The following is a 24684-nucleotide window of genomic DNA, read 5'->3' on the forward strand; positions in this document are numbered from 1 at the left end:
AGCCCAAGCGGCACGCGCCCGCCAGCCTTGCTGCAACCGACCAGTTCGCCTATAGGCTGCCTGTTTTTAAGGCAGACCGAACTCCGTGACCTCCCAGACCCTCGCTCCTCTCAAGATCGGCCCGGTGACGATCGCCGCTCCGGTGATCCTCGCGCCGATGACGGGCGTCACCGACATGCCGTTCCGCACGCTGGTGCGCCGCTACGGCTCGGGCCTCAACGTCACCGAAATGGTCGCCAGCCAGGCCGCGATCCGCGAGACGCGTCAGTCGCTGCAAAAGGCGGCGTGGCATCCGATCGAGGACCCCGTCTCGATGCAGCTCGTTGGCTGCACGCCCTTTGAAATGGGCGAAGCGGCGAAGCTCTCGGAGGATCGTGGCGCGGCGATCATCGACATCAACATGGGCTGCCCGGTGCGCAAGGTCACCAATGGCGATGCCGGGTCGGCGCTGATGCGCGATCTCGACATGGCGGGCGCGATCATCAAGGGCGTGGTCGATGCGGTCAGCGTGCCGGTCACGCTGAAGATGCGGATGGGCTGGGATCACGCGAGCCTCAACGCGCCACAACTTGCACAGATTGCACAAGACCTCGGTGTAAAGCTCGTCACCGTTCACGGCCGCACGCGCAACCAGATGTACAAGGGCAATGCCGACTGGGCCTTCATCCGCACCGTCAAGGATGCGGTATCGATTCCGGTGATCGCCAATGGCGACATTTGCTCGATCGAGGATGCCGAGGCCGCGCTGGAGCAATCGGGCGCCGACGGCGTGATGATCGGGCGCGGATCCTACGGCCGCCCGTGGCTGCTCGGGCAGGTGATGGAATGGTTCGCCCACGGCCGCCGCGTCGCCGACCCGTCGATCGAGGAACAATATGGCGTAATCGCTGAACATTACGATGCGATGCTCAGTCACTATGGGATCGAAACCGGCGTCAATATGGCACGCAAGCATATCGGCTGGTACACGCGCGGCCTTCACGGTTCGGCGGAGTTCCGCAACAAGGTCAATCAGATCCCCGATCACAAGGTCGTGCAGGCGATGCTCGCCGAATTCTACGCCCCCTGGTGCAGCCGCGCCGCCGCGTGAGCAGGGCGCGAGTGGACCGAGTCGGCGCGCCTGATTTCGGCGATCTGTTCGCCGCACTCCCGGTCGCGGTGCTCGTCATCGATCCTGAAACCCGGATCGCGCACGCCAATGCCGAGTGCGAGGCGCTGCTCAACCTGTCTGAACGCGCGATGCTCGGGCAACCGCTGGGATCGGTGATGCAACCGCCCGAGGAACAAAATCCGCGCGACAATCACGGCCTGTCCGCTTTCGATACCGAAATCGCGCTGCGGCGCGGCGGCAAGATCCGCGTCGATTATATCGAGACGCTGATCGCAGATCATCCCGGCTGGCGCACGATCACGCTGCATCATGCCGCCACCTCGCGCCGGATGGGACATAGCGCCGATCGCGCCGCCGCCGCCCGCGCGGCGATCGGCGCGGCGGCGATGCTCGCGCATGAGATCAAGAATCCGCTCTCGGGCATCCGCGGTGCCGCGCAATTGCTGTCGAAGGGGAAGGGGGCGGAGGAGCTGACCACGCTGATCACCACCGAAGTGGACCGCATCGCCGCCTTGATCGACCGGATGCAGGACTTTACCGATACGCGGCCGTTGAAGCTGGCGCCGGAGAATATCTACCCCTTGCTCGACCATGCCCGCCGCGTCGCGCTTGCCGGGTTCGGACGGCATGTCGCGATCGAGGAGCGCTTTGATCCCTCGCTCCCGCCGGTCCAGCTCGATCGCGACGCCACGCTGCAAGTCGTGCTCAACCTGCTCAAGAATGCGAGCGAGGCGGTGCGCGATCAGGCCGACGCGCGCATCACGCTGGCGACGGCATACCGCCACGGCATGGCGATCGCGCCTGCGCCGGGCAAGCCGCGCACCCCGCTGCCGATCGAGATTTGCGTCATCGACAATGGCCCCGGTCCGCCCGCCGACATTGCCGATCACCTCTTTGACCCGTTCATCTCGGGCAAGCCCGAGGGGCAGGGGCTCGGTCTCGCCCTCGTCGACAAACTGGTGCGCGACATGGGCGGCATCATCCAGTTCGCGCGCGAAGGAACCCCGCCAATGACCGTCTTTCGAATCATGCTGCCGCGCGGCCGCGAGACGGGCGGCACGGCATGAACCGCACCGGGAGAATCCTGGTCGTCGATGATGATGCCGCGATTCGCACCGTCGTGGGCCAGGCGCTGAAGCGGGATGGTCACCGCATCACAACCGCCGCGACGATCGCCGAGGCTGAAGTGCAACTCGCCGCCAATCCGCCCGACGTGCTGATCAGCGATGTCGTGCTACCCGACGGCAACGGCCTCGACTTGGTCGATCGGGTCGTGCGGCAGCATCCCGGGCTGCCGGTCATCGTCCTCTCCGCACAAAACACGCTGACGACGGCGGTCCGTTCGACCGAGGTCGGTGCGTTCGACTATCTGCCCAAACCGTTCGATCTGGATGCCCTGTCGCGCACCGTGCAAAGCGCGCTCGCACGCGGATCGGGCGGGGTGATGGAGCCGATCGATGCGGACGACACCGCGCTTCCGCTGATCGGGCGAAGCCCTGCGATGCAGGACGTGTACCGCATCATCGCGCGCGTCGTGTCGAACGATTTGACCGTCCTCGTGTCGGGCGAATCGGGCACCGGCAAGGAATTGGTCGCCCGTGCGATCCACGATCTTGGGCCGCGCCGCCGCTCCCCCTTCATCGCGCTCAACATGGCGGCAATCCCGCGCGAATTGATCGAGGCCGAGCTGTTTGGGCACGAACGCGGCGCTTTTACCGGCGCGCAGGCGCGCTCGGCCGGCCGCTTCGAACAAGCGGCCGGCGGCACGCTGTTCCTGGACGAAATCGGCGACATGCCGATGGAGGCGCAGACAAGACTGCTGCGCGTGCTGCAATCCGGCGAGTTCACCACCGTCGGCGGTGCGCGCACGATTCGCGCCGACGTGCGGATCGTCGCCGCGACCAACCGCGAGCTGTCCACGCTCGTCACGAATGGGCAATTCCGCGAAGACCTTTTCTACCGCCTCAACGTGGTGCCGGTCACGCTACCGGCCCTGCGCGCACGGCGGCAGGACATCGCCTTGCTCGCGCGCCATTTTCTCGATCGCGCCGCCGAGGATGGCTTGCCGCGCAAGCAACTCGATCCGGATGCGATCGCCGTGCTCGAGGCGTACGATTGGCCCGGAAACGTCCGCGAGCTTGAGAACATGATGCGGCGGGTCGCCGTGCTCGCGCGTGACGAGCGAATCGATGCGGGAGAAGTGCGCGCGATGTTGGGCGGGGGGCCGGGTGGCGTCATGCCGCCGGCACCTGCGCTTGGCGACACGGGAATCGACGCCGCGATCCGCGCGCGGATCGAGCGTCTGGCAATCGAGGAACCCGCCGCACTCGATGACGGCACGCTCTACGACCGGATCATCGCCGAGGTAGAACGCCCGCTGATCGAAGCGCTGCTCGCCCGCCACGGCCAGAACCAGCTCCGCGCGGCGCGGGCGCTCGGGATTAATCGCAATACGCTGCGCAAACGGCTCGATAATTTGGGGATAGATCCATGAATGTGCGGCCCAGCAACGGTCGAACGGCGCATTGCCAAGACGGATGACGCAATTGTGTGTTTTCTCTGCAACGGTTGCGTTGTAGGAATGTCACGATGAATATTCCGTCGGCTACGAATTTGGACCAGCGCGACGGACCGCGCCGCCCCAATCTCGCATCCTTTGCGGAAATCGGGGTGCTGCTGATCGCCGCCGCGATCGCGATCGCGAGTTACTTCGTCATCGCAGACGGCACCGGCCCGCAAAAAATTCTGGCTCCGCCGGTGGTCGCGCTCTTGCTCGTCGCGAACCTGCTGCCGGGCATTGCGTTGCTGGTGCTGATCGGGCGCCGGATCGCCATGCGGCGCGCGGCACGTTCGCCGATCGGTGGACGCGCACGCCTCCATGTCCGCCTCGTCGCGCTGTTCTCGGTGATTGCCGCCGTGCCGACGCTATTCGTTGTCGTCTTCGCCTCGCTGCTGTTCCAATATGGCGTACAATTCTGGTATTCCGACCAGGCGCGAAGCATGATCGAAAATGCTACCGGCATCGCGACGACGTCGTACGAACAGATGCTGCACCGCTGGCAGGATGCGACGGTCACCTCGGCCAGCGCGATCTCGCAGGATTTCGTCGGCCCTGATTTCATCGAGCGGACCAAATCGCCGCAATTCATCGCCTATTTCAACCGCGAGATCTTTTTCCGCAGCCTCTCGGACGGGTTCATCTTCGTCTATTCTCCAGGCGGAAAGTTTCAGGAAATCGCGAGCCTCAATCCCGACCGACTCGATCTCGCGCAGGAAGTCTCGCCCGCAGATATTGCGCGCGTCGAGCGCGAGGTGCCGAGCATCACGACCGTGAAGGGCGATCGCATCAAGACCCTGACGATGCTGCCGGGGACCACCAACGTTTTTTATCTCACCGTGGCGATATCGGACGTGCGGGTGATGGAGGCGCAATCGCGGCGCAGCGTGGCCTTGCTGTCGAGCTACCGGGATCTGCTCGTGCGCTCGCAATCGCTCCAGTTGAAATTCAATGCCGCCTTGCTGGCGATCTCGTTGCTGATCGTCGCGATCGCGGTGTGGATTGCACTGGAAGCCGCTGATCGCCTTGTCCGCCCGGTAGGCGAGCTGGTCGGCGCGGCGCAGCGTGTCGCCGGCGGGGATCTGACCGCGCGGGTGCCCGCGCCGGAGGTTAAGGATGAGATCGGAACGCTGGGGTTTGCGTTCAACCAGATGACCGAGCGGTTGCAGGCGCAAACCAGCGCGCTTGAAAGTCGGCGCGCGCTGATCGAGGCGGTGATGTCGGGCGTTTCCGCCGGCATCATCTCGGTTGCGGCCGATGGGACGATCCGATTGATCAACAGCTCCGCCGTCGCATTGCTCGATGGCGCAACGGATCTGCCGGTGGGCAAACCGCTCGCCTTTGTTTCCCCCGAACTCGCCACCTTGCTCGACAGTGGTGAGCGCGAGGCGATCGTGGAGATCGGCGCGGGCAATGAAGCGCGCACCCTCGCGGTGAAGGTCACGCGCGCGGCGGAAGGGCCGATCCTGACCTTCGACGACATCACCGGCCAATTGCTCGATCAGCGCCGCGCCGCCTGGTCCGATGTCGCGCGCCGTATTGCACATGAAATCAAGAACCCGCTCACCCCGATTCAGCTCGCCGCCGAACGCCTGCAACGCCGCTACGGCAAGCAGATCGATCCCGAGGACACGACCTTCGCCCGCCTAACCGACACGATCGTCCGACAGGTCGGTGATCTGCGTCGCATGGTCGACGAATTCTCCTCTTTCGCGCGGATGCCGAAACCCGTGTTCCGGGCTGAATCGCTGGTCGAGATCGCGCGCCAGACGCTGTTCCTGCACGAAGTCGCGCATCCCGGCATCGCCTTCACGCTGGCGCATGACGATCCCGGCCCGACGCTGGTGTGCGATCGCCGCCAGATCGGCCAGGCGCTGACCAACATCGTCAAGAATGCGGTCGAGGCGGTCGAGGCCAATCTCGACGCAAGCGAGGCGAGCATCGCGATGACGCTGAGCGAAGCCGACGGTCGCATCACCATCACGCTCGCCGACACCGGCATCGGCCTTCCCGCAGCGCGCGACCGCATCGTCGAGCCTTATGTAACCACGCGCGCGCGCGGGACGGGGCTGGGCCTGGCGATCGTCAAGAAGATCGTCGAGGAGCATTTCGGCACGATCGCCTTTGATGATCGGCCCGGCGGCGGCACGATCGTGACCACCAGTTTTGATACCGCGATGCTCGCCAATTTAGACAGCAGCGGCGATGACCAGAGCGACGGCAATGGGGGCATTGCCGATGCGCGCACCCCTGAACTCCAGCAGAACCGGACCTGATCCCATGCCCCTCGACATCCTCGTCGTCGATGACGAACGCGATATCCGCGATCTGGTCGCCGGTGTCCTCGAAGATGAGGGCTATGGCGCCCGCACCGCTGCCGACAGCGATTCGGCGCTCGAAGCGATTTCGGTCCGGCGCCCCTCTCTGGTGCTGCTCGACGTGTGGTTGCAGGGGTCGCGGCTCGACGGGCTCGAACTGCTCGACGAAATCAAGCTGCGCGACCCGTCGATCCCGGTGCTGATGATCTCGGGCCATGGCAATCTCGACACTGCCGTCGCCGCGATCCGCCGCGGTGCTGCCGACTTCATCGAAAAGCCGTTCGAGGCCGAGCGCTTGCTGCTGATGGTCGCGCGCGCCACCGAGACCGAACGCCTCCGCCGCGAAGTGGCCTCCTTACGCGCCGTCGTCGGCCGCGATACCGATCTCACCGGCAATTCGGGCGCGATCAACGGCGTGCGCGCCACGTTGAAGCGCGTCGCCTCGACCGGCAGCCGCGTGTTGATCATGGGCTCGGCCGGCGTCGGCAAGGAAGTCGCCGCGCGCCTCCTGCACGGCTGGAGCCAGCGTGCCGAGGCCCCCTTCATCGTCGTCAACGCCGCGCGCATGACCCCCGAACGCGTCGAAGAGGAATTGTTCGGGGTGGAGGAGGGGGGGCAACTCGTCCGCTCCGGCCTGCTCGAACAAGCACATGGCGGCACATTGTTTCTCGACGAAATCGCCGACATGCCGATCGCGACGCAAGGCCGGATCCTGCGCGTGCTGACCGAGCAGAGTTTCAGCCGCGTCGGCGGGCAGCGCGTGGTCAAGGTCGATGTCCGCGTCGTATCCGCAACCGCGCGTGACCTAAGCCACGAAATCAGCGAGGGTCGTTTCCGCGAAGATCTCTATTATCGTCTCAACGTCGTCCCCGTCGCCATCCCTGGTCTGTCCGAACGGCGCGAGGACATTCCCGCTTTGGTCGATCACTTCATGGCGCATTACGCCAACGAACGCCGCGTGCCGACCCCCGCCGTAACGCCCGAGGCAATGGTCGCGCTGCAGAATTACGAATGGCCCGGCAATGTGCGGCAGCTCCGCAACGTGGTCGAACGGGTGATCATCATGGCACCGGGGGATCGAGTCGGCCAGATCGACCTCGACATGCTGCCGGCCGAGATCCTCGGCGATCCGGGCGAGATTGGCGGCGGCGCGACCGCAATCATGGGCGCGCCGCTGCGCGAAGCACGCGAAACCTTCGAGCGCGAATACCTTCGGGTTCAGATCCGTCGCTTTTCGGGAAATATCTCGCGCACCGCGAACTTCATCGGAATGGAGCGCTCGGCACTGCACCGTAAGTTGAAGTTGCTGGGCATTACCGAGGTTCGGGAGGAGTAGGGGGCTGCGATGCGCTAGCACCTTTTGATGTGGGTTTCCGAGTAGCGAACCGTTGGTGTGACTTTACTGTGACCTCAGGCCCCGGCCGCCACAGCTCAAACACCCCTTTCGAGGGACACTTATGGGACTTTGGGTACCGCCAAACACCTCGCACAGTGGACGAACCCCGCCTGCGTCCCTAGATTAGGGTCAGCGCACACCGCGCGAACTCGACGCCGGAACCGGCGCACCGCAGGAACCACCTGCCAAAAACATAGGATCGACCGATGGCCGACAAGCAAACCTCGCTGCAAGACCTGTTCCTGAACGCGCTGCGCCGTTCGAAAACCCCGATCACGATGTTCCTGGTCAAGGGCGTGAAGCTCCAGGGCATCGTCACCTGGTTCGACAATTTCTCGGTCCTGCTGCGCCGCGACGGCCAGTCACAACTGATTTACAAGCACGCGATTTCGACGATCATGCCGTCGAACACGGTCGATATCGACGCGATCATCAATGCCGTGGGCGAGGCGCAGAAGAAGGCGCCGCTGCTCCAGGAAATTTTCCTCAACGCGGTGCGCAAGTCGGAGGACAATGTGACGATGTTCCTCGTCAACGGCGTAATGCTGCAGGGGCAGATCGCGGCATTCGATCTGTTCTGCATGCTGCTCCAACGCGACGGCATGGCGCAACTCGTCTACAAACATGCGGTCTCGACGATCCAGCCCGCGCACCCCCTCAATTTGGCTGATGAAACAGCAGGTTCGGACGACGATTGACCACTGGATTTGAACGTGACCATGACGACGTAGCGCGCGGTGCAAAGGCCGTCGTCGTCTATCCCGATACCGGCGCATCGACACGCGATGCGGAGGGACGGCTGGCCGAGACGGCAGGGCTCGCGATGGCGATCCATGTCGAAGTCGTGGAGCGCGTCGCGATCAAGGTCCGCGCGCTTCAGCCCTCGACGCTGATCGGCAAGGGCCAGCTCGAGGCGCTCGCCGCGACGGTGCGCATGGTCGAGGCCGAACTGGTCGTGTTCGACGCCAGCCTGACCCCGGTGCAGCAGCGCAATCTGGAGAAGGCGCTGTCGGCCAAGGTGATCGACCGGACCGGCCTGATCCTCGAAATTTTCGGGGAGCGCGCCGCGACGGCCGAGGGGCGGCTGCAGGTCGAGCTTGCGCATCTCGATTATCAGGCGGGGCGGCTGGTGCGCAGCTGGACCCACTTAGAACGCCAGCGCGGCGGCTTCGGCTTCCTTGGCGGCCCGGGCGAAACGCAGATCGAGGCCGACCGGCGCTTGATCCGCGACCGTATGGCGCGGTTGAAGAAGGAGCTCGAACAAGTCGCCCGCACGCGCGGCCTGCACCGCGACCGGCGCCAGCGCGCGCCGTGGCCGGTGATTGCGTTGGTCGGCTACACCAACGCCGGAAAGTCCACGCTTTTCAACCGGATGACTGGGGCTGACGTCATGGCGGAGGATCTGCTCTTCGCCACGCTGGACCCGACGCTCCGTCAGATTGCGCTCCCAGGCATCGACAAGGCGATCCTGTCCGACACGGTCGGCTTCGTGTCCGAATTGCCGACGCAATTGGTTGCGGCGTTCAAGGCGACGCTCGAGGAGGTGGTCTCGGCCGATCTGCTGATCCACGTCCGCGACATCGCGCATCCCGACACGATCGCCCAGCGCGACGACGTCGAATCGGTGCTGCGCGACATTGGCGTCGATCTCTCGGTTCCGCGGATCGAGGCGTGGAACAAGCTCGACTTGCTCGATGAGGACGAGCGCGCGGAACTGCTCGGTGAAGCGGCGCGGCGCGAGGACGTCGTCGCGCTGTCGGCGCTGAGCGGGGAAGGGGTTCCCGAACTCCTCGACACCGTCGCGGCGCTACTGACCGCGACGCATCGACGCTATACGATCACGCTCGACGCTGGCGATGGCGCGGGGGCGGCGTGGCTGCATTCGCATGGCGAAGTGCTGGGGCAGACGGTCGACGGCGATAGCGCGGTGTACGACGTCCGAATGGACGAACGCGAATATGCGCGGTTTAGTCAGCGCGGAGATTAGAGGGTGGCGTGCGGGAGGTGTGTGGCCATCCTGACTTGCAAAAGCTGGATCAAATTGTCTTCCATGAACGCATAATCGTCCGGTATATCAAGACAGACGATGGGCTGACCTCGCAGATGCCTGCGAAAGTGGCGTTGGACCTTGGTGCGGTGTGCCCGCTCCATCACGAAGATCGCATCGGCCCACGCGACCAACTCGCCCGTCAGTGGATTTTCCGCGTCATGATTGGTGCCGGCAGAATCGACTTCGATGCCGGGATGTCCGGCGAAAATCTGCTCCGCGGTCGGGCTCCGCAAGCGGTTTTGACTGCAGACGAAGAGAAACCGCTTCACGGTTTAGTGGTCTTCACGCTCCGCCACAGCGCTTCCTTCTCGTCCAAGGTGCGCGCGGCGAAATGTGAATCGGCCGCCTCCATCGCCTGAAACCGCCGCTCGAATTTCGCATTCGCGCCGCGCAACGCCGCCTCCGGATCGACACCCAGCTTGCGCGCCCAATTGACCACCGAGAACAGCAGATCTCCAATCTCTTCTTCGATCTCCGCGGTAGTTGCGGCGGCTTCGACTTCGGCCAGTTCCTCATCGATCTTCGCGCGCGCGCCCGTCGCATCCGGCCAATCGAAGCCGACGCGGGCCGCCCGTTTCTGCAGCTTTTCGGCGCGCAGCAGGGCGGGGAGCCCGAGCGCAACGCCATCGAGCGCGCCCGTTGGTGCATCCGCTTTGCCCTTGGCGGCGCGCTCTTCGGCCTTGATGTGTTCCCAGAGCTGGTGGCCGCCATTCGTAGCGTCACCAAAGATATGCGGGTGACGCCGTTCCATCTTGTCGCTGATCGCCGCGACCACGTCGGGCAGGGCAAAGTGATCGGCTTCCTCGGCCATGCGCGCATGGAACACGACCTGGAGCAAAAGGTCGCCGAGTTCCTCCTTGAGATCGGCCATGTCGGCGCGCGCGATCGCGTCGGCGACTTCATAGGCTTCCTCGATCGTATACGGCGCGATGCTCGCGAAGTCCTGTGCGACATCCCATTTGCAACCCGTGGTTGGATCGCGGAGCCGCGCCATTATTGCAACCAGACGGTCGATCATCGTGAGATGGCCGCCGGAATGGGCATCGCCACAAGTCCGATAATATGTATTATGTTAAATATATTGCTGTTCATGCGCTCGTACCCCCGGCAGGACCGCCGCCACCAAATGCATCCTGCCACAGCATGACCAACAGGAACATCACGCCGAAGATCGCGGCCCATGCCAGCGCCATCTTCAACACATCCGCGATCGGCAACCGGCGTGCGGCAAGCGCGCTGACCGGCAAAATCATCATCAGTGCAAGGTACAGCGCGTTGAAGCCATTGTCGTTCATACGGTCAGTTCCAGCCCGTCATAGCCCGGTTCCACGCCCGGCGGCAGCTCGGCAACCAGCGTCGCATAATCCATCGATTGGTCCATATGAGTGAGCACCGCCCGACGTGGCTCGAACTGTTCGATCCACCCGAGCGTGGTTGACAAATGCGCATGCGACGGATGTGGCTGCCGTCGCAACGCGTCGACGATCCAGATATCCAGACCTTGATAAATATCCGTCATGTCGGGCGTCATCGCATTGAGATCGGTCGCATATCCGATCGCCTTGCCCCCATTCTCGAAACGGAGCCCAGCGGACTGGAACGGCCCGTGCGGCTGATCGGCGACCCGCACGGAAATGTCGCCCACGGTGATCGCATCGGGAAGATTCTCGATCGCTACCGTCGGCGGGTAACCGTCCCAACCGTGAAAGACATAGCGAAAGCGCTGCATCAATGTCGCTTTGAGCTCCGGCCGGGCGATGCCCCGCACCGGGTGGCCCATCGCATGAAACACCTGACGCAGATCGTCGATGCCGTGGGTGTGATCGGCATGATCGTGCGTCCAGATCACCGCATCGAGCGTGGACACATTCGCCGCCAAGAGCTGCTCGCGCATATCCGGTCCCGTATCGACCAGGATACGCGTCGTCGCGCTCTCGACCAGGATCGCCGCACGCAGGCGCCGATTGCGCGGTTCGCTGGGGTCACATGCGCCCCAATCGTTGCCGATCCGAGGTACGCCGGATGATGTACCCGAGCCCAGGATCCGCACCTTCATGCCAGCGTCTTGGTAAACAGCGCGTGAAAATTTGCGGCCGTGGCGGCGGCGAGCGTATCGAGCGGCACGCCGCGCAATTTCGCCAGAAAGGCGGCGGTGTCGGCGACGAAGGCTGGCTCGCCGACCTTGCCGCGATGTGGCACGGGTGCAAGGAACGGCGCGTCGGTCTCGATGAGCAGCCGATCGAGCGGCAGCCTGGCGGCGGTTTCCTGCAAATCCTTGGCGTTCTTAAAGGTCACGATGCCGGAAATGGAAATGTAAAAGCCTAACTCGAGCGCGATGTCGGCAAATGCGCCACTCGCGGTGAAGCAGTGGATTACGCCGGGAAAGGCACCCTTCCCCATTTCCTCGCGGAGGATATCGGCCGTGTCTTCCTCCGCATCGCGCGTGTGGACGACGATCGGCAATTGGGTCTCGCGTGCCGCGGCGATGTGCGCGCGGAAGCTGGCGCGCTGGCGGTCGCGGTCGCTGTGATCGTAGAAATAGTCGAGCCCGCTTTCGCCAATCCCGACGACGCGCGGATGCTGCGCACGCTCGACCAGGCGGATGGTGCCGACATCGGGATGTTTGTCCGCTTCATGCGGGTGGATCCCGACGGTTGCCCACACATCGGGCTCTCGCTCGGCGATGGCGATGACGTCATCCCACTCGCTCTCGCGCGTCGAAATGGTCAGCATCGTGCCGACCCCGGCGCGTCTCGCGCGTTCCAGCACATCCTGCTGTTGTTCGGCCAACCCTTTGTAACTCAAATGACAATGGCTGTCGATAAAGGTCATGCGGCAACCTCCGTCGGCTGCTCCAGCCGCGGAAACAGCGCGACTGGCTGCTCAATTCGATACCCGCCCTCGGCGAGCGGCGAATACCAGTGCGAGCCAATCGCGGTGGGTGTGCGGAGCGCAGGATCGATGCCCATCGCGTCGAGCAGCTTAGCGGCACTGGCCGGGATGACCGGCGCAATTGCCACCGCCAACTGCGCGATGCAGATGTAGAGCGTCGCGAGCACGGTCTCCATCCGCTTGGTGTCGGTCTTCTTGAGGGCCCACGGCGCCTGTTCGTCGATATAGGCGTTGCAGGCGAACACCGCCTGAATCCACGCCTCGGTCGCATGCGATAGCGCCAGTTCGTCATAGGCGCGCGGCATGACGTCGCGCACGGTCTTTTCGACCAGATCGAACAGCGCTCTATCGGCCTCGCTATGGCCGTGAATAGCAGGGAGCCAGCGGTCGCAATTCTTGAAAATCTGGCTCAGCGTCCGTTGCGCCAGATTGCCGAAGCTGTTCGCCAGATCGGCGTTCGCGCGGGTGACGATCGCTTCGGGTGAGTAGCTCCCGTCCTGCCCGAAACTGATGTCGCGCAGCAGGAAGTAGCGCAGCGCGTCGACGCCGTAAGCCTCGGCCAGCGCGAGCGGATCGGCGGCATTGCCCGCTGACTTGCCCATCTTGGCGCCATCGCGCGCCAGCACGAAGCCATGGCCGAACACCGATTTTGGCAGCGCCAGCTTCGCCGACATCAGGAAGGCCGGCCAGTAAACGGCGTGAAAGCGCACGATGTCCTTGCCGATCATGTGCAAATTGGCCGGCCAGAAGCGCGCGAAATCGCCATCGAGATCAGGATAGCCGAGCCCGGTGATGTAATTGGTCAGCGCATCGACCCAGACATACATAACGTGCCCCGGGCTGCCCGGCACCGGCACGCCCCAGTCGAAGCTCGTTCGCGACACCGATAGGTCGTTGAGCCCGCCCTCAACGAAGCGGATCACTTCGTTGCGGCGGCTGTCGGGCCGGATGAAATCGGGGTTGGCGACATAATGGTCGAGCAAGGGCTGCTGATACTTCGACAGGCGGAAGAACCAGGTTTCCTCGGCAGTCCACACCACGGGCGTGCCCTGCGGTGAGAGCTTTCCCCCTTCCCCGCCGACGAGTTCCTTTTCGTCGTAAAAGGCTTCGTCGCGGACGGAGTACCAGCCTTCATAGCGGTCGAGATAGAGATCGCCCGCATCGGCCATTGCCTGCCAGATCGCTTGGCTGGCGGCATAGTGATCAGCATCGGTGGTGCGGATAAAGCGGTCATGGCTGATATTCAAAGCCGCCGCCATCTCTTTAAAATAGCCTGACATTTCGTCGGCCAAAGCGCGCGTTTCGATCCCGCGGTCGCGCGCCGCCTGGGTCATTTTCAGACCATGTTCGTCGGTGCCGGTCTGAAAGCGCACCTCGCGTCCGGCCTGGCGTTGAAAGCGCGCGATTGTGTCGGCGGCAATCGCTTCATAGGCATGGCCGATATGCGGCCGCCCGTTGGGATAATTGATCGCGGTGGTGATATAGAATGGCTCGGTCATCGCGGCGTCCTAGAGCATCGCACCCGCCAATTGAAGCCTTGCCGCCGCGGATTTAGCGCGCGAGCCGCGCGACGATCCCGGCCATCTCATAGACCGTCGCCTGCGCATCGAGCGTCAGTGCGCGGGCCGTCGCCGCGAGAGTGCGCGCTGCGTCATAGCCGTCAAGCGCCGTGCGGAGCCGCTCACCGTGCAACGTCGGCGCGGCGGCGGCGATGAAGGCCGGTGCCCGCTCCAGAAACGCTTCATAACGCGGCTGTGCGGCCTTGAGCGCGAGGCTCTTGGCGAGTTTTACCCGACGACGGTTGTCGGGGTCGCCGCTTTGCGCAATCGCGGAGAGCGCGCTGTCGAGTGCGGCCAGATCGAGGCCGGCAAAGCCAAGAGCCCGCCCCGGCGATCCGTTGGCGATACGGATCAACGCGCCGACCTCTGCCGCATCGGCCGTGGGTATGCGCTCGCGCAACACCGACGTCATGGCGTCCTCGCTCAGCGGATCGAAACGCAATTGCCGGCAGCGCGAGCGGATCGTCGGCAGCAAGCGTCCCGGCGCATGGCTGATCAACAGGAAGATCGTGCCTTGCGGCGGCTCTTCGAGGTTCTTGAGCAACGCGTTGGAGGCACCGGGGCGCTCCAGATCGTCGACCGCATCGATGATGACGACCCGGCGCTCCGACATCGACGGGCGCGTCGCGAACATTGACCCCAGCGCGCGGACCTGCGCGATCGGGATCGAGCGCGCGAGATCGAGCCCGGTCTTGTCGCCTTCCTTCGGCTGACGCGTCAGTTCGCGATAATCGGGGTGCGATCCGGCGGCGACGAGCTTGCGTTGCGCATTCTCCTCGGGAACGTCGAAGCCGGGCGGCAGCACCGCCCCTGCCCCATCCGCCAGCAAGCGCAGCGCCGCCGCACGCGCGAAACTTGCCTTGCCGATCCCCTCCGGCCCGGCGAACAGCCAGGCGTGGTGCAGCGATCCGCTTGTCATCGCCGCAGCGAACGCGGCGTGCGCGGCGTCGTTTCCGATCGGCAGGGTCATGGCAGAAGATCGGCCACCGCGGCGAACACCGCGGCGGCGACCGCATCCACGTCGCCCCCCGCATCGATCAGCCGGAAGCGATCGGGCTCGTGCGTCGCAAAGCGGCGGAAGGCGGCGGCGACATCGGCGTGGAACGCATCGCCCCGCGCCGCGAAGCGATCGGCCGCTTCGCCATCGCGGCCCGCTGCGCGTAGCCTGCCTTGGTCAGGCGCGAGTTCGAGCACCAACGTCCGGTCGGGCAACATCCCGCGCGACCCGAAGGCGTGGAGCGCGAGCACCGCTGAATCGTCGATACCGCCCGCGACGCCCTGATAGGCGCGGCTGCTGTCGAGAAAGCGGTCGCAAATCACCCAGCGCCCGGCCCCGAGCGCGGGGCGGATCGTTTTTTCGACATGATCGGCACGCGCGGCGGCGAACAGCAACGCTTCGCTATGCGCACTCCACCGCGTCACGTCCCCCTGCATGAGGAGCGTGCGGATCGCCTCGGCACCCTCGCTGCCGCCCGGTTCGCGGGTGACCAGCGCATCGATCCCGCGCTCAGCCAGCGAAGCGACGAGCAAGCGCGCCTGAGTCGATTTGCCAGCCCCCTCCCCGCCCTCAAGCGAGATGAAGCGCCCGGTTACCGCCACCGGCTCAAGCGCCGAACAGGCCCATCAGCCCGGCCCAGGCGCGGCCGAAGAAGCCCGCTTCGTCTACGTCATTGGCGGCGACGAGCGGCAGACGCTGCGGCGGCAGATCGGGCGTGGTGACGATCAGATCGGCAATATGCTGCCCGGCCTTGATCGGTGCCTTGATCGGGCCGTCATAGCTGACGGTGAGGCGCATTTCGGGCACCGCACCGGCGGGCATCGTCGCGGTCAGATTGGTCGGCGCGACCAAGCCTACGGTGCTTGCGCTGCCGAGCTGGACTTCGGCGGTCTCGATTTGCTTGCCCTTGGCCAGGATCGGCTTGGCCTGCCACGCGCGGAAGCCCCATTCCATGAACTTGACCGATTCCTCGGCGCGCTGACCCGACGTCCCGAGCCCCGCCATCACCATCACCAGGCGGCGGCCGCTTTGCTCGGCCGAGCCGGTGAAGCCGAAGCCCGCTTCCTCGGTATGGCCGGTCTTCAGGCCATCGGCCCCAGCGACTCGCCCGAGCAAGGGATCGCGATTGGCCTGGTCGATCGGCTTGGCATCACCCAGCGTCTTACCCCAGGTGAAGCTGCGGAGCGAATAGAAGCGCTTATAGAGATCGGGATGATCCTTGATCGTAGCGCTCGCCAGCTTTGCCAGATCGCGTGCGGTGACATAGGTGCGCCCCTCGTCGGGCCAGCCGTTCGACGTCCCGAAATGGCTGTTGGTCAGGCCGAGCTTTACCCCCGCCCGATTCATCCGGTCGGTAAAGGCGCTTTCGGTGCCCGAAATGCCTTCGGCCAGCACGACGCAGGCATCGTTGCCGGAAAGCGTGACGATGCCCTTCAGCAGATCGCTAACAGTGGGTTCCTCACCGACGCCGAGGAACATGGTCGAGCCCTGGCTGTGCCACGCGCGCCATGTCTCTGGCCGGACCGGGAATTTCTGGTCGAGCTTCAATTCGCCCGACTTGATCATGTCGAACGCGACATAGACCGTCATCATCTTCGCCATCGAAGCGGGCGGCATCCGCCGATCGGCATCCTTGGCATAGAGGATCGCGCCCGACGAAAGATCCTGGAGATAGGCGACGGGCGCAGGAGTCTGATAGTCCGGCGCAGCGACGGCGGGGCACGTGGCGGCGATCGCGACGGTGGCGGCGGCGAGGACTTTGTTGCGCAAGGACATTGGGTTCGATCTCGATCTTGTCAGTCGGAGTGAAGGATTCGTGCAGCGCCATAGCCGCGTCGAGCCACCCCGTCACGCGCGCGGGCGGCTTCGGCGGAACTGGTGAACGGGCCGAGTTGGACGCGGTAAAGCCCGCCCGATGCAGCGACGCGGCCGCCCAGGTCGCGTGCCAATGCGGTCGCGCGCGCCGCGGAAGACAGTGCGGCCACCTGGACGTAGAAGCCGCCGGTGGCGCGTTGCGACGGCGGGGCGGCTGGCGCCGGGGCTGGCGCGGGTGCCGTTGCGCGCGCCGGCGGGCGGGTCGGCGCGCGGGCTGGTGTCGTGGCGCGCTGCGGGGCGGCCCGTACGGGGAGTTTACGGCGCAAGGCGGTCAGCAACGCCGGCGGCGCGTCGAGCCGGGGCGCGGCAGCACGCCCGGAGCGCAACGCCATCTCGTCCTGCGGGCTGGTGACCACGCTCCGCACACGGACCGGCGCACGATCGCCGACGCCGAGCGCCTGTGCGGCACCCGGCGACAGCGCAACCAGCGCACCGCCCGTTTCGCGCCCGACCACCAGCGCCACGATCGTCCGCCCGCTATCGAGGGCTGTGAGTTCGACCAGCGTGCCGGGGGCCAGCCCCGCATAGCCGACGCCGACCGCGACGTTGCTCCACCGTGCCTCGGGCAGCTCCGCCATCATCGTTGCGTAGCCGACGCCATCGTCATGCGCCTCGCCAGAGGTCCCGCGCGGGCCGCGCGTATCCGCAACCTCGGGCGGCAGATCGGAGGGACGCTGGATTTGCACCGTCGCGGGGCCCGACCAAAGCTCGGGCTTCATCGGCGCGCGGTCGCCCGCGGTGCCGCGCTGCGCCGCGGTGGCCGCTTCAGCGCCAAAACCGCCACTGGCGAGCAGGAGTCCGAGCAGGATCACCACGCTATTGCTCGACCGCATCGGCGAGCAACCCCACCGACAGCGCGTAAAAATTGGAACAATTATAGTCCAGGATCACGCGGTAATTCCCCGTCAGCAGATAGGCCGTCTTGCCCGGACCGTCGGGCTCGATCAACGTCGCCAGCTCGGCATCACCAGGCCAGCCGCGCGTCAGCGCCGCAATGCCAAGCGCACGCCATTCGGCCATGGTCTTCCAACCGCTGTGCCGCGCGAACACCTTCACGCAGCGCGGCGACAGCAACCGGTTGGTGATCTGGCTGCGATCGAACGTCGGCGGTACCGACACGGCCATGCCCCACGGCTGCCCCGGCCGCCACCCGGCATTGGCGAAATAGTTTCCGATCGACGCGAGCGTATCGGCTTGGCTGCTCCAGATATCGGCGCGCCCATCGCCATCGCCGTCGCGTGCCAGACGCAGATAGACCGAGGGCAGGAATTGCGACCCGCCGGTCGCGCCTGCCCAACTGCCGATCAGTTGCGATCGCGCGACCCCGCGGTCCATCATTTGCAAGGACGCGATGAATTCGTCGGCGAACAGACTACGCCGTCGCCCCTCATACGCCAGCGACGCCAGCGCGCGCGGCAGATCGAACCCACCCATCACCCGGCCATAGCTCGTCTCATGGCCCCATATCGCAACCATGATTGATTCGGGCACGCCGGTCTGCGCCTCGATCCGCTGCAAGCGCGGTCGCGCGGAGAGATAGGCGTTCCGCCCGCTCGCGATCAGCGCCGCGCTGAGATGTTGCGCTTTATAGGGCGCGAAATCGGGGATGGGGGCGTTCGGGTTGGCGCCTGGCTGCTGCCTGTCCAAATCGACGACGCGCTGGTTGAGCGTCAAGGTCGGCATCACCGCGTCAAGCGTCGCGCGGCTGACCCCCTTCGCGTCGGCCTGCGCGCGTAACGTCAGCAGATAGCTTTGAAATCCAGCCTCATCCTGCGCAAGCGCTGGTCCGCCTAGCGAAAGCGCCCCAACCACAGCAAGCGCCGCTATCCGGATCCGCCGTACGAGATTTTTCGTGCCCACCATGCGGCATTAGTGGCACAGCCGCCCGCCGACATGAACCCCCAAAGCCCTGTCACGCACCACAAACCTTGCACAAGTCGCCGTTCGCTGGCTATGCGAAGCCAGCGCGGAGAGATGGCCGAGTGGTTTAAGGCAGCGGTCTTGAAAACCGCCGTGGGTGCAAGCTCACCGTGGGTTCGAATCCCACTCTCTCCGCCAATTGCTCCTGTAAAGTATTGATTTAATTCATGAATGCACCCGCGGGGGATTTCGGTCCCACTACAGGTCCCATTTCGGCGTTTCGATGCCCGATGTGCAGGTCGGTCGATCGGGAACCAACATGACGGGCAGTTGACTCGCGAGAGAAATCAATCACTTTTGGAAGATCGGTTTTGGAAGGTATCCAACATCTCGAGCGGCGCCGGATCTGTCGCGGTCTCGGCGCGGTCGGCGTTGCCAAACACCGACGCGACTTCAGGCACCGTCTTGATCAGCCGGTCGGTCTGATGGAGCAGGCGCAACGCCTGCGCGGTCGAGATGCCCGGGAGCGCCGAAGGCATATAGAGCAAGTCGCCCTCGTTCATCTGCGGCATGAACTAGCCGCCGAGCTGGCCGAGCGGCGGGGCCGTTGTGGCGAAGACGAAGGCCGCAATCACAAGCGTAGCTCTGGGCCGCAGCATCACCCAGTCGAACGCGGGGCGATAGATCGCGGTTAGCCAGCGGTTCATCGGATTGCTGCTCTCGGCCGGGATACGGCCGCGGATCAGCCAGCCCATTAACATCGGCACGAGGGTCACCGACAGCAAAGCCGCGCCCGCCATCGTATAGGTCTTGGTGAAGGCGAGCGGCGCGACCAACCGGCCTTCATGCCCCTGGAGATTGAACAGGGGCATGAACGAGAAGGTCATGATCAGCAGGCTGAGAAACACCGCTGGCCCGACCTCGCTCGCCGCCGTTGTGATCACCCGCCAGCGCGCCTCGCCCGACAGGGTTTCGCCGGGAAGGTCGTGCGCCCAGCGTTCGAGATGCTTGTGGGCGTTCTCGATCATCACGACGGCTGCATCGACCACCGGGCCCATCGCGATGGCGATCCCGCCCAACGACATGATGTTGGCGTTCACGCCCAGGACGCGCATCACGAGGAACGCGATGAGCTCCCCGATCGGCAGCGTCAGGATCTCCTTGTTGACCCGTTCTTATAACCTATATGGTTTTATGCGGTACATCGAAATCTTCAAGGCCAGCCTCGGCGTGATGATGATTCAAGACGACAGACGGCCTGGCACCCCGTCGTGACAGCCCTCTCGATGCCTCTTCCTAGCTCTGAAAAAGCAGTATTGAAATGGCCCAAGGATACCAGATCGAATATCTGGATCATCGTCGCCGCTACGCCTTGGAAAGTAATCGAGCGTCGCGACCGCGACGACCCGCTATCAGTCTGCAAGCAATTTCATTCTGCGGCCTTGTGCTTCAAGTATAGCCCGCATCCGATCCTGATCGTCAGAGCGCTACGGTTCTTCGAGCGAGAAAATGCGCTTCATTTCAATCCATTTCTCGCCGACCGCAGCCATTGGCAGCGGCTTTTGAAACTTCCACATCAGTTTCTGCCACTCGGGCTCACGCGGCTGCGGTGGACGCGCGCGGGGATAGTCTTCGCTGACCGTCATGAGCATGAACATCCGGGTACCCGTGCGCCAGATTTCCATGTCGAGGACGCCCGATGCGCGAATGTCGGCGATAATCTCAGGCCACACGCCGCCCGGCGCGTGCCACGCTTCATACTCGGCGATCATTGCGGCGTCATCGACAAGGTCGAGTGCGAAGCACAGTCGTTGGGTCATGCGATCGACCTTTGGGCTTCCATTACGCCCCCGGCGCGTCGCTGATCGGCAAACGCTACTTCAGACATAATCTCCGTTTGGCGCAACATTCTCATCGTCCGTTCCTTCGCCTGTTCGGCGCGCGCGCCAATCCACCGCATTCCACGCCCAAGCGTCATACCAGATATTTTGCATATGCGAAATCCATGTGCACTTATGAATTGCATTATTGCTGAATAAGCATCACAATCGCACTGCAGCCACTCGATTGACGCGGGCGCATGAAGAGGACTCATGAAGAAGACGCTGTTCGTATCCGGATCGTTGTTCGCCTTCGTCGCTGCCGCCGTTGCGGCTGTCGTCTTGGAGGACGCGTCGCCTGCACCCTCCAGCGCCGTCGCGGTTATATCCGGCGCGCCCGCTACTGCGGTCGCCGACGCATCGCCTGCGCTCCCCGCAGCTGTGTCCATATCCGCGCGAGGGGCGGTGGCAGATGCGGCGGTGGCGAGCGCGCCGGTGGGCTATACCCTCGCCTATGCCGACGAATTCAACGCCGCGACCTTGAATACAGACGACTGGTACTACCGCATCGCCGCTCCTTATGCGGGCGGCTATGTCCGTTCGCAGAACGTGTCGCTCGACGGATCCGCGCTCAATCTGAAGTTCGGCTACGAGGACGTGAACGGCGATGGTGCGCCCGACTATACAGGTGGCGGCATCATGTCGCGCAACACCTTCGGGTACGGTTATTACGAGATCCGGGCGAAGCTCTTCAACGCCACGACCGGCCTGCACTCTTCCTTCTGGTCGATGGGCATTCGTCGCGATATCAGCGGCGCCGGGGGAGATCCGCGGATCAATCAGGATATCGATGCGGGCCTGCAGCCTGAGCAGAACCAGCTTTACGAGATCGACGGTTTCGAACACGACTCGCCCGACAGCATGGGGATGGGCGACTATAAGCAGTCGACCTCGACCACCGCGCACCGCCGGCCCTACGGCAATGGAGCATCGCTCGGTGTCAATTTCGGCGACTGGAACGTGTACGGGTTTGAATACACCACAGCCTTCACGAAATTCTACGTCAACGGCGACCTGAAGCTCACAATCGACAACACGACCAATGGCTATGTGTATACACCGCAGACCTTCTGGCTCACCGCGCTGCGCACGGCCAACGCCAGCAATACGTCGGTCCTGCCGGGCTATTCGCAATTCGATTATTTCAGATATTATAATAAGCCGCAGCTCGGAGCCAATCTTGTCGGGAACGGCGCTTTCGATGCGACGCCGGTAAGTCTTTTCCAGGCCTGGAACCCTCCGGCATGGATTGAAACCTACGACAAGCCCGCGAGCTATCTCGTGTCCGACGACGTCTACAACGGTACGCGCTCGCTGATCCAAACCGCGGCCGCGAACTTCGTCGTGACGACCAAGCAGAATCTGAAATTTCTTCCCAACGGGACCTACCGCCTGACCGCGCGCGTCAAGAGCTCCGGTGGGCAAAGCACGGCTGTGATGCGGGCGCTCAACTATGGCGGTACGGAACGACGCTTCGACATCCCGGCGACGAGTGCCTGGACGCTGGTGACGCTCGACAATATTGCGGTAACAAACCATCAGGCGACCGTGGCGTTCAGCTCGACCGGGACAGCTAATCAATGGCTCAGGGTCGATGACGTTCAGTTTGTCCAGCTGAACTAAGTGGCCGGGTCGTTCTGACGCATTGCGCCGTTCCAGTCGGACTCCTCCTAGACCCATCACGCCCCCCCCCCCCCCCGAACTTTTAAAACGTGAGGAACCGGATTTTGCTAATTGGAATCCTGTTCTTTAAGTCTTCGAACGCGCCCTGTCGTCTTTGCCCGACGTGGCAAAGGTTGCTCTGCGGCCGGAGCGGAGCAACCGCATGATCCTTTCCTCGCCGCTCGATTTCCGGGAGGCCGCACGCCGGCGCCTTCCGCGCTTCCTGTTCGACTATGTCGATGGTGGATCGAACGAAGAAGTGACGATGCGACGCAATCGCGCCGACCTTGAAAAGACGGTGCTGCGCCAGCGTGTGCTGCAGGACGTGTCGAGCGTTTCGCTCGAGGCACAATTATTCGGGCAGCGTCAGGCCATGCCGGTGGTGCTGGGGCCGGTCGGAATCGGCGGCATGCTGGCGAAGCGGGGCGAGGTCCAGGCCGCGCGTGCCGCGCGTTCAGCGGGCATCCCGTTATGCCTGTCCACCGTTTCGATCTGCGATATTGCTGAAGTGGCGCGCGACGGCGGCGCGCCGTGGTTTCAGCTCTATGTGATCCGCGACCGTGGCGTCATGCGCGAGCTTCTCGCGCGGGCTAGCGCTGCGGGCTGCGGCGCGTTGGTCTTCACGGTTGACATGATGGTGCCGGGGATCCGCTACCGCGACGCGCGATCGGGCATGTCGGGCTCCCATGCGGGGCTGAAGCGGATGATGCAGGTGATCGGCCGTCCCGGCTGGGCATGGGATGTCGGGCTTAACGGTCGACCGCACACCCTTGGCAATTTGGCTTCGGTGCTCGGCCGAAACAACGGACTCGGCGATTATATGGGATGGCTGGGCGCGAACTTCGATCCATCGATCACTTGGCGCGACCTTGGCTGGATCCGCGAGCAATGGGATGGACCGTTGATTATCAAGGGGGTGCTCGACGCCGGCGATGCGACCGAAGCCCGCGCCCTCGGCGCGGACGGCATTGTGGTTTCCAATCACGGCGGCCGACAGCTTGACGGCGCGGCGTCGACCGCTTCGATGCTCCCCGCCATCGCCGAGGCGGTGCGCGGGGAGCTGACCATATTGGCGGATTCGGGCGTGCGCAGCGGGCTCGACGTGCTGCGGATGCTTGCGCTCGGCGCGGATGGCGTGCTGCTCGGCCGGGCCTGGGCATATGCACTCGCGGCAGCCGGAGAAGCCGGTGTCAGCCGACTGCTCGACATGATCGCACGGGAGATGAGAGTGGGGATGGCACTGACCGGCGTGACTACAATCGCAGCGATCGACCGTACGATCCTAGGCGATCACGGGGCCTTGCATGAGCAGGATTGATCGGGTCGAAGTGCTGATGGTCGATCTAAAACCGCAGGTGATGCGGACCGATGCCATTCAATCCTTTGTATCGCAGGAGACTCCGTTCGTGCGGATCTATGCCGACGATGGCGCGGTCGGCACCGGGTATAGCTATACGATCGGCACCGGCGGCCATGCGATTGTCGATCTGATCGTCCGCCACCTCGCGCCACGCCTGATCGGGCGTGATCCCGATGCGATCGAAGCGATCTGGCGCGACCTGTTCTTTCATACCCACGCAACTGCGGTCGGGGCGATCACGGCACTTGCGCTCGCAGCGATCGACACCGCCTTGTGGGATCTCAAATGCATCCGCAGCGCTCGCCCGCTGCATTTGGAGGCGGGCGGCGCGCAGCCGTCGCTGCCGCTCTATTCCACCGAAGGTGGCTGGCTTCATATCGCGGCCGGCGCGCTCGTCGAGGATGCGCTGGCGGTCAAGGCGCGCGGCTTTGGCGGCGCCAAGATCAAGGTAGGCCGTCCACCGAAGGAAGACGTGCGCCGGCTCGACGCCGTCCGCGGCGCCGTCGGCGACGATTTCGAGATCATGGTCGACGCCAATCAGGCCTTTGCCGTCGACGAGGCAATCCGCCGCGCCCGGCTTTACGAACCGTTCGACCTGGCCTGGTTCGAGGAACCGCTGCCGGCCGAAGACATGGGGGGGCATGTCCGCCTGTCCAACGCGACCACCCTTCCGGTCGCGGTAGGAGAATCGATCTACAGCCTGCAGCATTTCCGCGAGTATCTACAGCATGGCGCATGCTCCCTGGTGCAAGTCGATGTCGCCCGGATCGGGGGGATCACGCCGTGGCTGAAGGTCGCGCATCTCGCCGAGCCGTTCAACGTCGCGGTTTGTCCGCATTTTCTGATGGAGCTTCATGTCGCGCTTGCTTGCGCCACTCCGCAGGGGCGCTGGATCGAATATATCCCGCAGCTTGAATCGTTGACCTCGAGCGGAATGCGGATCGAACATGGCCGCGCCTACCCTTCCTCGGCACCCGGACTCGGCATCGAATGGGACTTCGCAGCGATCGATCATCTACGAGTGGATGGCAGGACCTGGTCGATCGGGTCGGGCGGTTCACCGTGCGCATGAACGATGTGGCTGGGATTGGGCGCCCCGACACGCGTGATCGCTGCGGGCACGGCATGCCCGCGGCGCTCGGATCGAAGCATTTCGAGGCGACAAGC

The 24684-nt window shown here is 64.2% G+C and carries 22 protein-coding genes, 1 tRNA gene and 1 pseudogene; 11 read left to right on the forward strand and 13 right to left on the reverse strand.

Going from position 1 to position 24684, the window contains the following annotated elements; translation table 11 throughout:
• The first annotated feature begins 157 nt into the window (after nt 1-157).
• The 7 genes from dusB to hflX all read left to right on the forward strand — a co-directional run bounded on the left by dusB (nt 158) and on the right by hflX (nt 9369).
• Complete coding sequence (gene dusB, locus HMP06_RS05205) at nt 158-1090, forward strand: tRNA dihydrouridine synthase DusB (RefSeq protein WP_443026509.1); 933 nt, start codon at nt 158-160, stop codon at nt 1088-1090.
• Entirely contained in the window at nt 1066-2178 is a 1113-nt protein-coding gene (locus tag HMP06_RS05210; RefSeq protein ID WP_176498368.1) for a two-component system sensor histidine kinase NtrB, read from the forward strand. Before dusB ends, HMP06_RS05210 begins: the two co-directional genes overlap by 25 nt.
• The gene (ntrC, locus tag HMP06_RS05215; protein ID WP_176496149.1) at nt 2175-3605 is read left to right on the forward strand and encodes a nitrogen regulation protein NR(I); all 1431 of its coding nucleotides are present in this window, start codon (nt 2175-2177) and stop codon (nt 3603-3605) included. Before HMP06_RS05210 ends, ntrC begins: the two co-directional genes overlap by 4 nt.
• 95 nt (nt 3606-3700) lie before the next feature.
• Complete coding sequence (locus tag HMP06_RS05220) at nt 3701-5944, forward strand: sensor histidine kinase NtrY-like (protein WP_176498369.1); 2244 nt, start codon at nt 3701-3703, stop codon at nt 5942-5944.
• Between the two features lie 4 nt (nt 5945-5948).
• Nucleotides 5949-7322, forward strand: coding sequence for a nitrogen assimilation response regulator NtrX (gene ntrX, locus HMP06_RS05225; protein ID WP_176496150.1), 1374 nt, complete (start codon nt 5949-5951; stop codon nt 7320-7322).
• Between the two features lie 266 nt (nt 7323-7588).
• A complete protein-coding gene (hfq, locus tag HMP06_RS05230) occupies nt 7589-8080 on the forward strand; it encodes an RNA chaperone Hfq (RefSeq protein ID WP_176496151.1) in 492 nt (163 codons plus the stop codon).
• Complete coding sequence (gene hflX / locus HMP06_RS05235) at nt 8077-9369, forward strand: GTPase HflX (protein ID WP_176496152.1); 1293 nt, start codon at nt 8077-8079, stop codon at nt 9367-9369. Before hfq ends, hflX begins: the two co-directional genes overlap by 4 nt.
• Here hflX and HMP06_RS05240 read toward each other — a convergent pair.
• From HMP06_RS05240 to HMP06_RS05290, 11 genes are all read right to left on the reverse strand, one after another.
• Nucleotides 9366-9701, reverse strand: coding sequence for a low molecular weight protein tyrosine phosphatase family protein (locus HMP06_RS05240; protein ID WP_176496153.1), 336 nt, complete (start codon nt 9699-9701; stop codon nt 9366-9368). The genes hflX and HMP06_RS05240 overlap by 4 nt on opposite strands.
• Complete coding sequence (gene mazG / locus HMP06_RS05245) at nt 9698-10450, reverse strand: nucleoside triphosphate pyrophosphohydrolase (RefSeq protein ID WP_176496154.1); 753 nt, start codon at nt 10448-10450, stop codon at nt 9698-9700. The genes HMP06_RS05240 and mazG overlap by 4 nt, the downstream gene beginning before the upstream one ends.
• 70 nt (nt 10451-10520) lie before the next feature.
• The gene (locus HMP06_RS05250; protein ID WP_176496155.1) at nt 10521-10727 is read right to left on the reverse strand and encodes a hypothetical protein; all 207 of its coding nucleotides are present in this window, start codon (nt 10725-10727) and stop codon (nt 10521-10523) included.
• The gene (locus HMP06_RS05255; RefSeq protein ID WP_176496156.1) at nt 10724-11488 is read right to left on the reverse strand and encodes an MBL fold metallo-hydrolase; all 765 of its coding nucleotides are present in this window, start codon (nt 11486-11488) and stop codon (nt 10724-10726) included. The genes HMP06_RS05250 and HMP06_RS05255 overlap by 4 nt, the downstream gene beginning before the upstream one ends.
• Nucleotides 11485-12264 carry a TatD family hydrolase gene (locus HMP06_RS05260; RefSeq protein ID WP_176496157.1) on the reverse strand — a complete coding sequence of 260 codons (780 nt, stop codon included), beginning with the start codon at nt 12262-12264 and terminating at the stop codon, nt 11485-11487. The genes HMP06_RS05255 and HMP06_RS05260 overlap by 4 nt, the downstream gene beginning before the upstream one ends.
• The gene (metG, locus tag HMP06_RS05265; protein ID WP_176496158.1) at nt 12261-13823 is read right to left on the reverse strand and encodes a methionine--tRNA ligase; all 1563 of its coding nucleotides are present in this window, start codon (nt 13821-13823) and stop codon (nt 12261-12263) included. The genes HMP06_RS05260 and metG overlap by 4 nt, the downstream gene beginning before the upstream one ends.
• A 52-nt stretch (nt 13824-13875) precedes the next feature.
• Nucleotides 13876-14853, reverse strand: a complete 978-nt coding sequence (locus HMP06_RS05270; RefSeq protein WP_176496159.1) for an AAA family ATPase — start codon at nt 14851-14853, stop codon at nt 13876-13878.
• A complete protein-coding gene (gene tmk / locus HMP06_RS05275) occupies nt 14850-15482 on the reverse strand; it encodes a dTMP kinase (RefSeq protein WP_176496160.1) in 633 nt (210 codons plus the stop codon). Before tmk ends, HMP06_RS05270 begins: the two co-directional genes overlap by 4 nt.
• 4 nt (nt 15483-15486) lie before the next feature.
• A complete protein-coding gene (locus HMP06_RS05280; protein ID WP_176496161.1) occupies nt 15487-16656 on the reverse strand; it encodes a D-alanyl-D-alanine carboxypeptidase family protein in 1170 nt (389 codons plus the stop codon).
• Between the two features lie 20 nt (nt 16657-16676).
• Nucleotides 16677-17588 (reverse strand): SPOR domain-containing protein, encoded by a 912-nt coding sequence (locus HMP06_RS05285; RefSeq protein ID WP_176496162.1) that lies wholly within the window; start codon nt 17586-17588, stop codon nt 16677-16679.
• Complete coding sequence (locus HMP06_RS05290) at nt 17572-18618, reverse strand: lytic murein transglycosylase (RefSeq protein WP_176496163.1); 1047 nt, start codon at nt 18616-18618, stop codon at nt 17572-17574. Before HMP06_RS05290 ends, HMP06_RS05285 begins: the two co-directional genes overlap by 17 nt.
• Before the next feature lie 105 nt (nt 18619-18723).
• On the opposite strand from HMP06_RS05290, the gene HMP06_RS05295 reads away from it, so the two are divergent.
• Nucleotides 18724-18813: transfer RNA gene (locus HMP06_RS05295), tRNA-Ser, on the forward strand.
• A 179-nt stretch (nt 18814-18992) separates the two neighbouring features.
• Here the strand turns inward: HMP06_RS05295 and HMP06_RS05300 are convergent.
• Together HMP06_RS05300 and HMP06_RS05305 are read right to left on the reverse strand one after the other, a co-directional pair.
• A pseudogene (locus HMP06_RS05300) lies at nt 18993-19772 on the reverse strand (efflux RND transporter permease subunit); the annotation flags it as partial.
• Between the two features lie 330 nt (nt 19773-20102).
• Entirely contained in the window at nt 20103-20435 is a 333-nt protein-coding gene (locus HMP06_RS05305; RefSeq protein WP_176496164.1) for an L-rhamnose mutarotase, read from the reverse strand.
• A 273-nt stretch (nt 20436-20708) separates the two neighbouring features.
• Here HMP06_RS05305 and HMP06_RS05310 point away from each other — a divergent pair, with 273 nt between their 5' ends.
• From HMP06_RS05310 to HMP06_RS05320, 3 genes are all read left to right on the forward strand, one after another.
• Nucleotides 20709-22118, forward strand: coding sequence for a glycoside hydrolase family 16 protein (locus HMP06_RS05310; RefSeq protein ID WP_176496165.1), 1410 nt, complete (start codon nt 20709-20711; stop codon nt 22116-22118).
• 202 nt (nt 22119-22320) lie between these two features.
• Nucleotides 22321-23475, forward strand: a complete 1155-nt coding sequence (lldD, locus tag HMP06_RS05315) for an FMN-dependent L-lactate dehydrogenase LldD (RefSeq protein ID WP_176496166.1) — start codon at nt 22321-22323, stop codon at nt 23473-23475.
• On the forward strand, nt 23462-24589 hold the full coding sequence (locus HMP06_RS05320) for a mandelate racemase/muconate lactonizing enzyme family protein (RefSeq protein ID WP_176496167.1): 1128 nt from the start codon (nt 23462-23464) through the stop codon (nt 24587-24589). Before lldD ends, HMP06_RS05320 begins: the two co-directional genes overlap by 14 nt.
• The last annotated feature ends 95 nt before the right edge of the window (nt 24590-24684 follow it).

The sequence above is a fragment of the Sphingomonas sp. HMP6 genome (assembly GCF_013374095.1).
In the GTDB taxonomy this organism is placed as follows: domain Bacteria; phylum Pseudomonadota; class Alphaproteobacteria; order Sphingomonadales; family Sphingomonadaceae; genus Sphingomonas.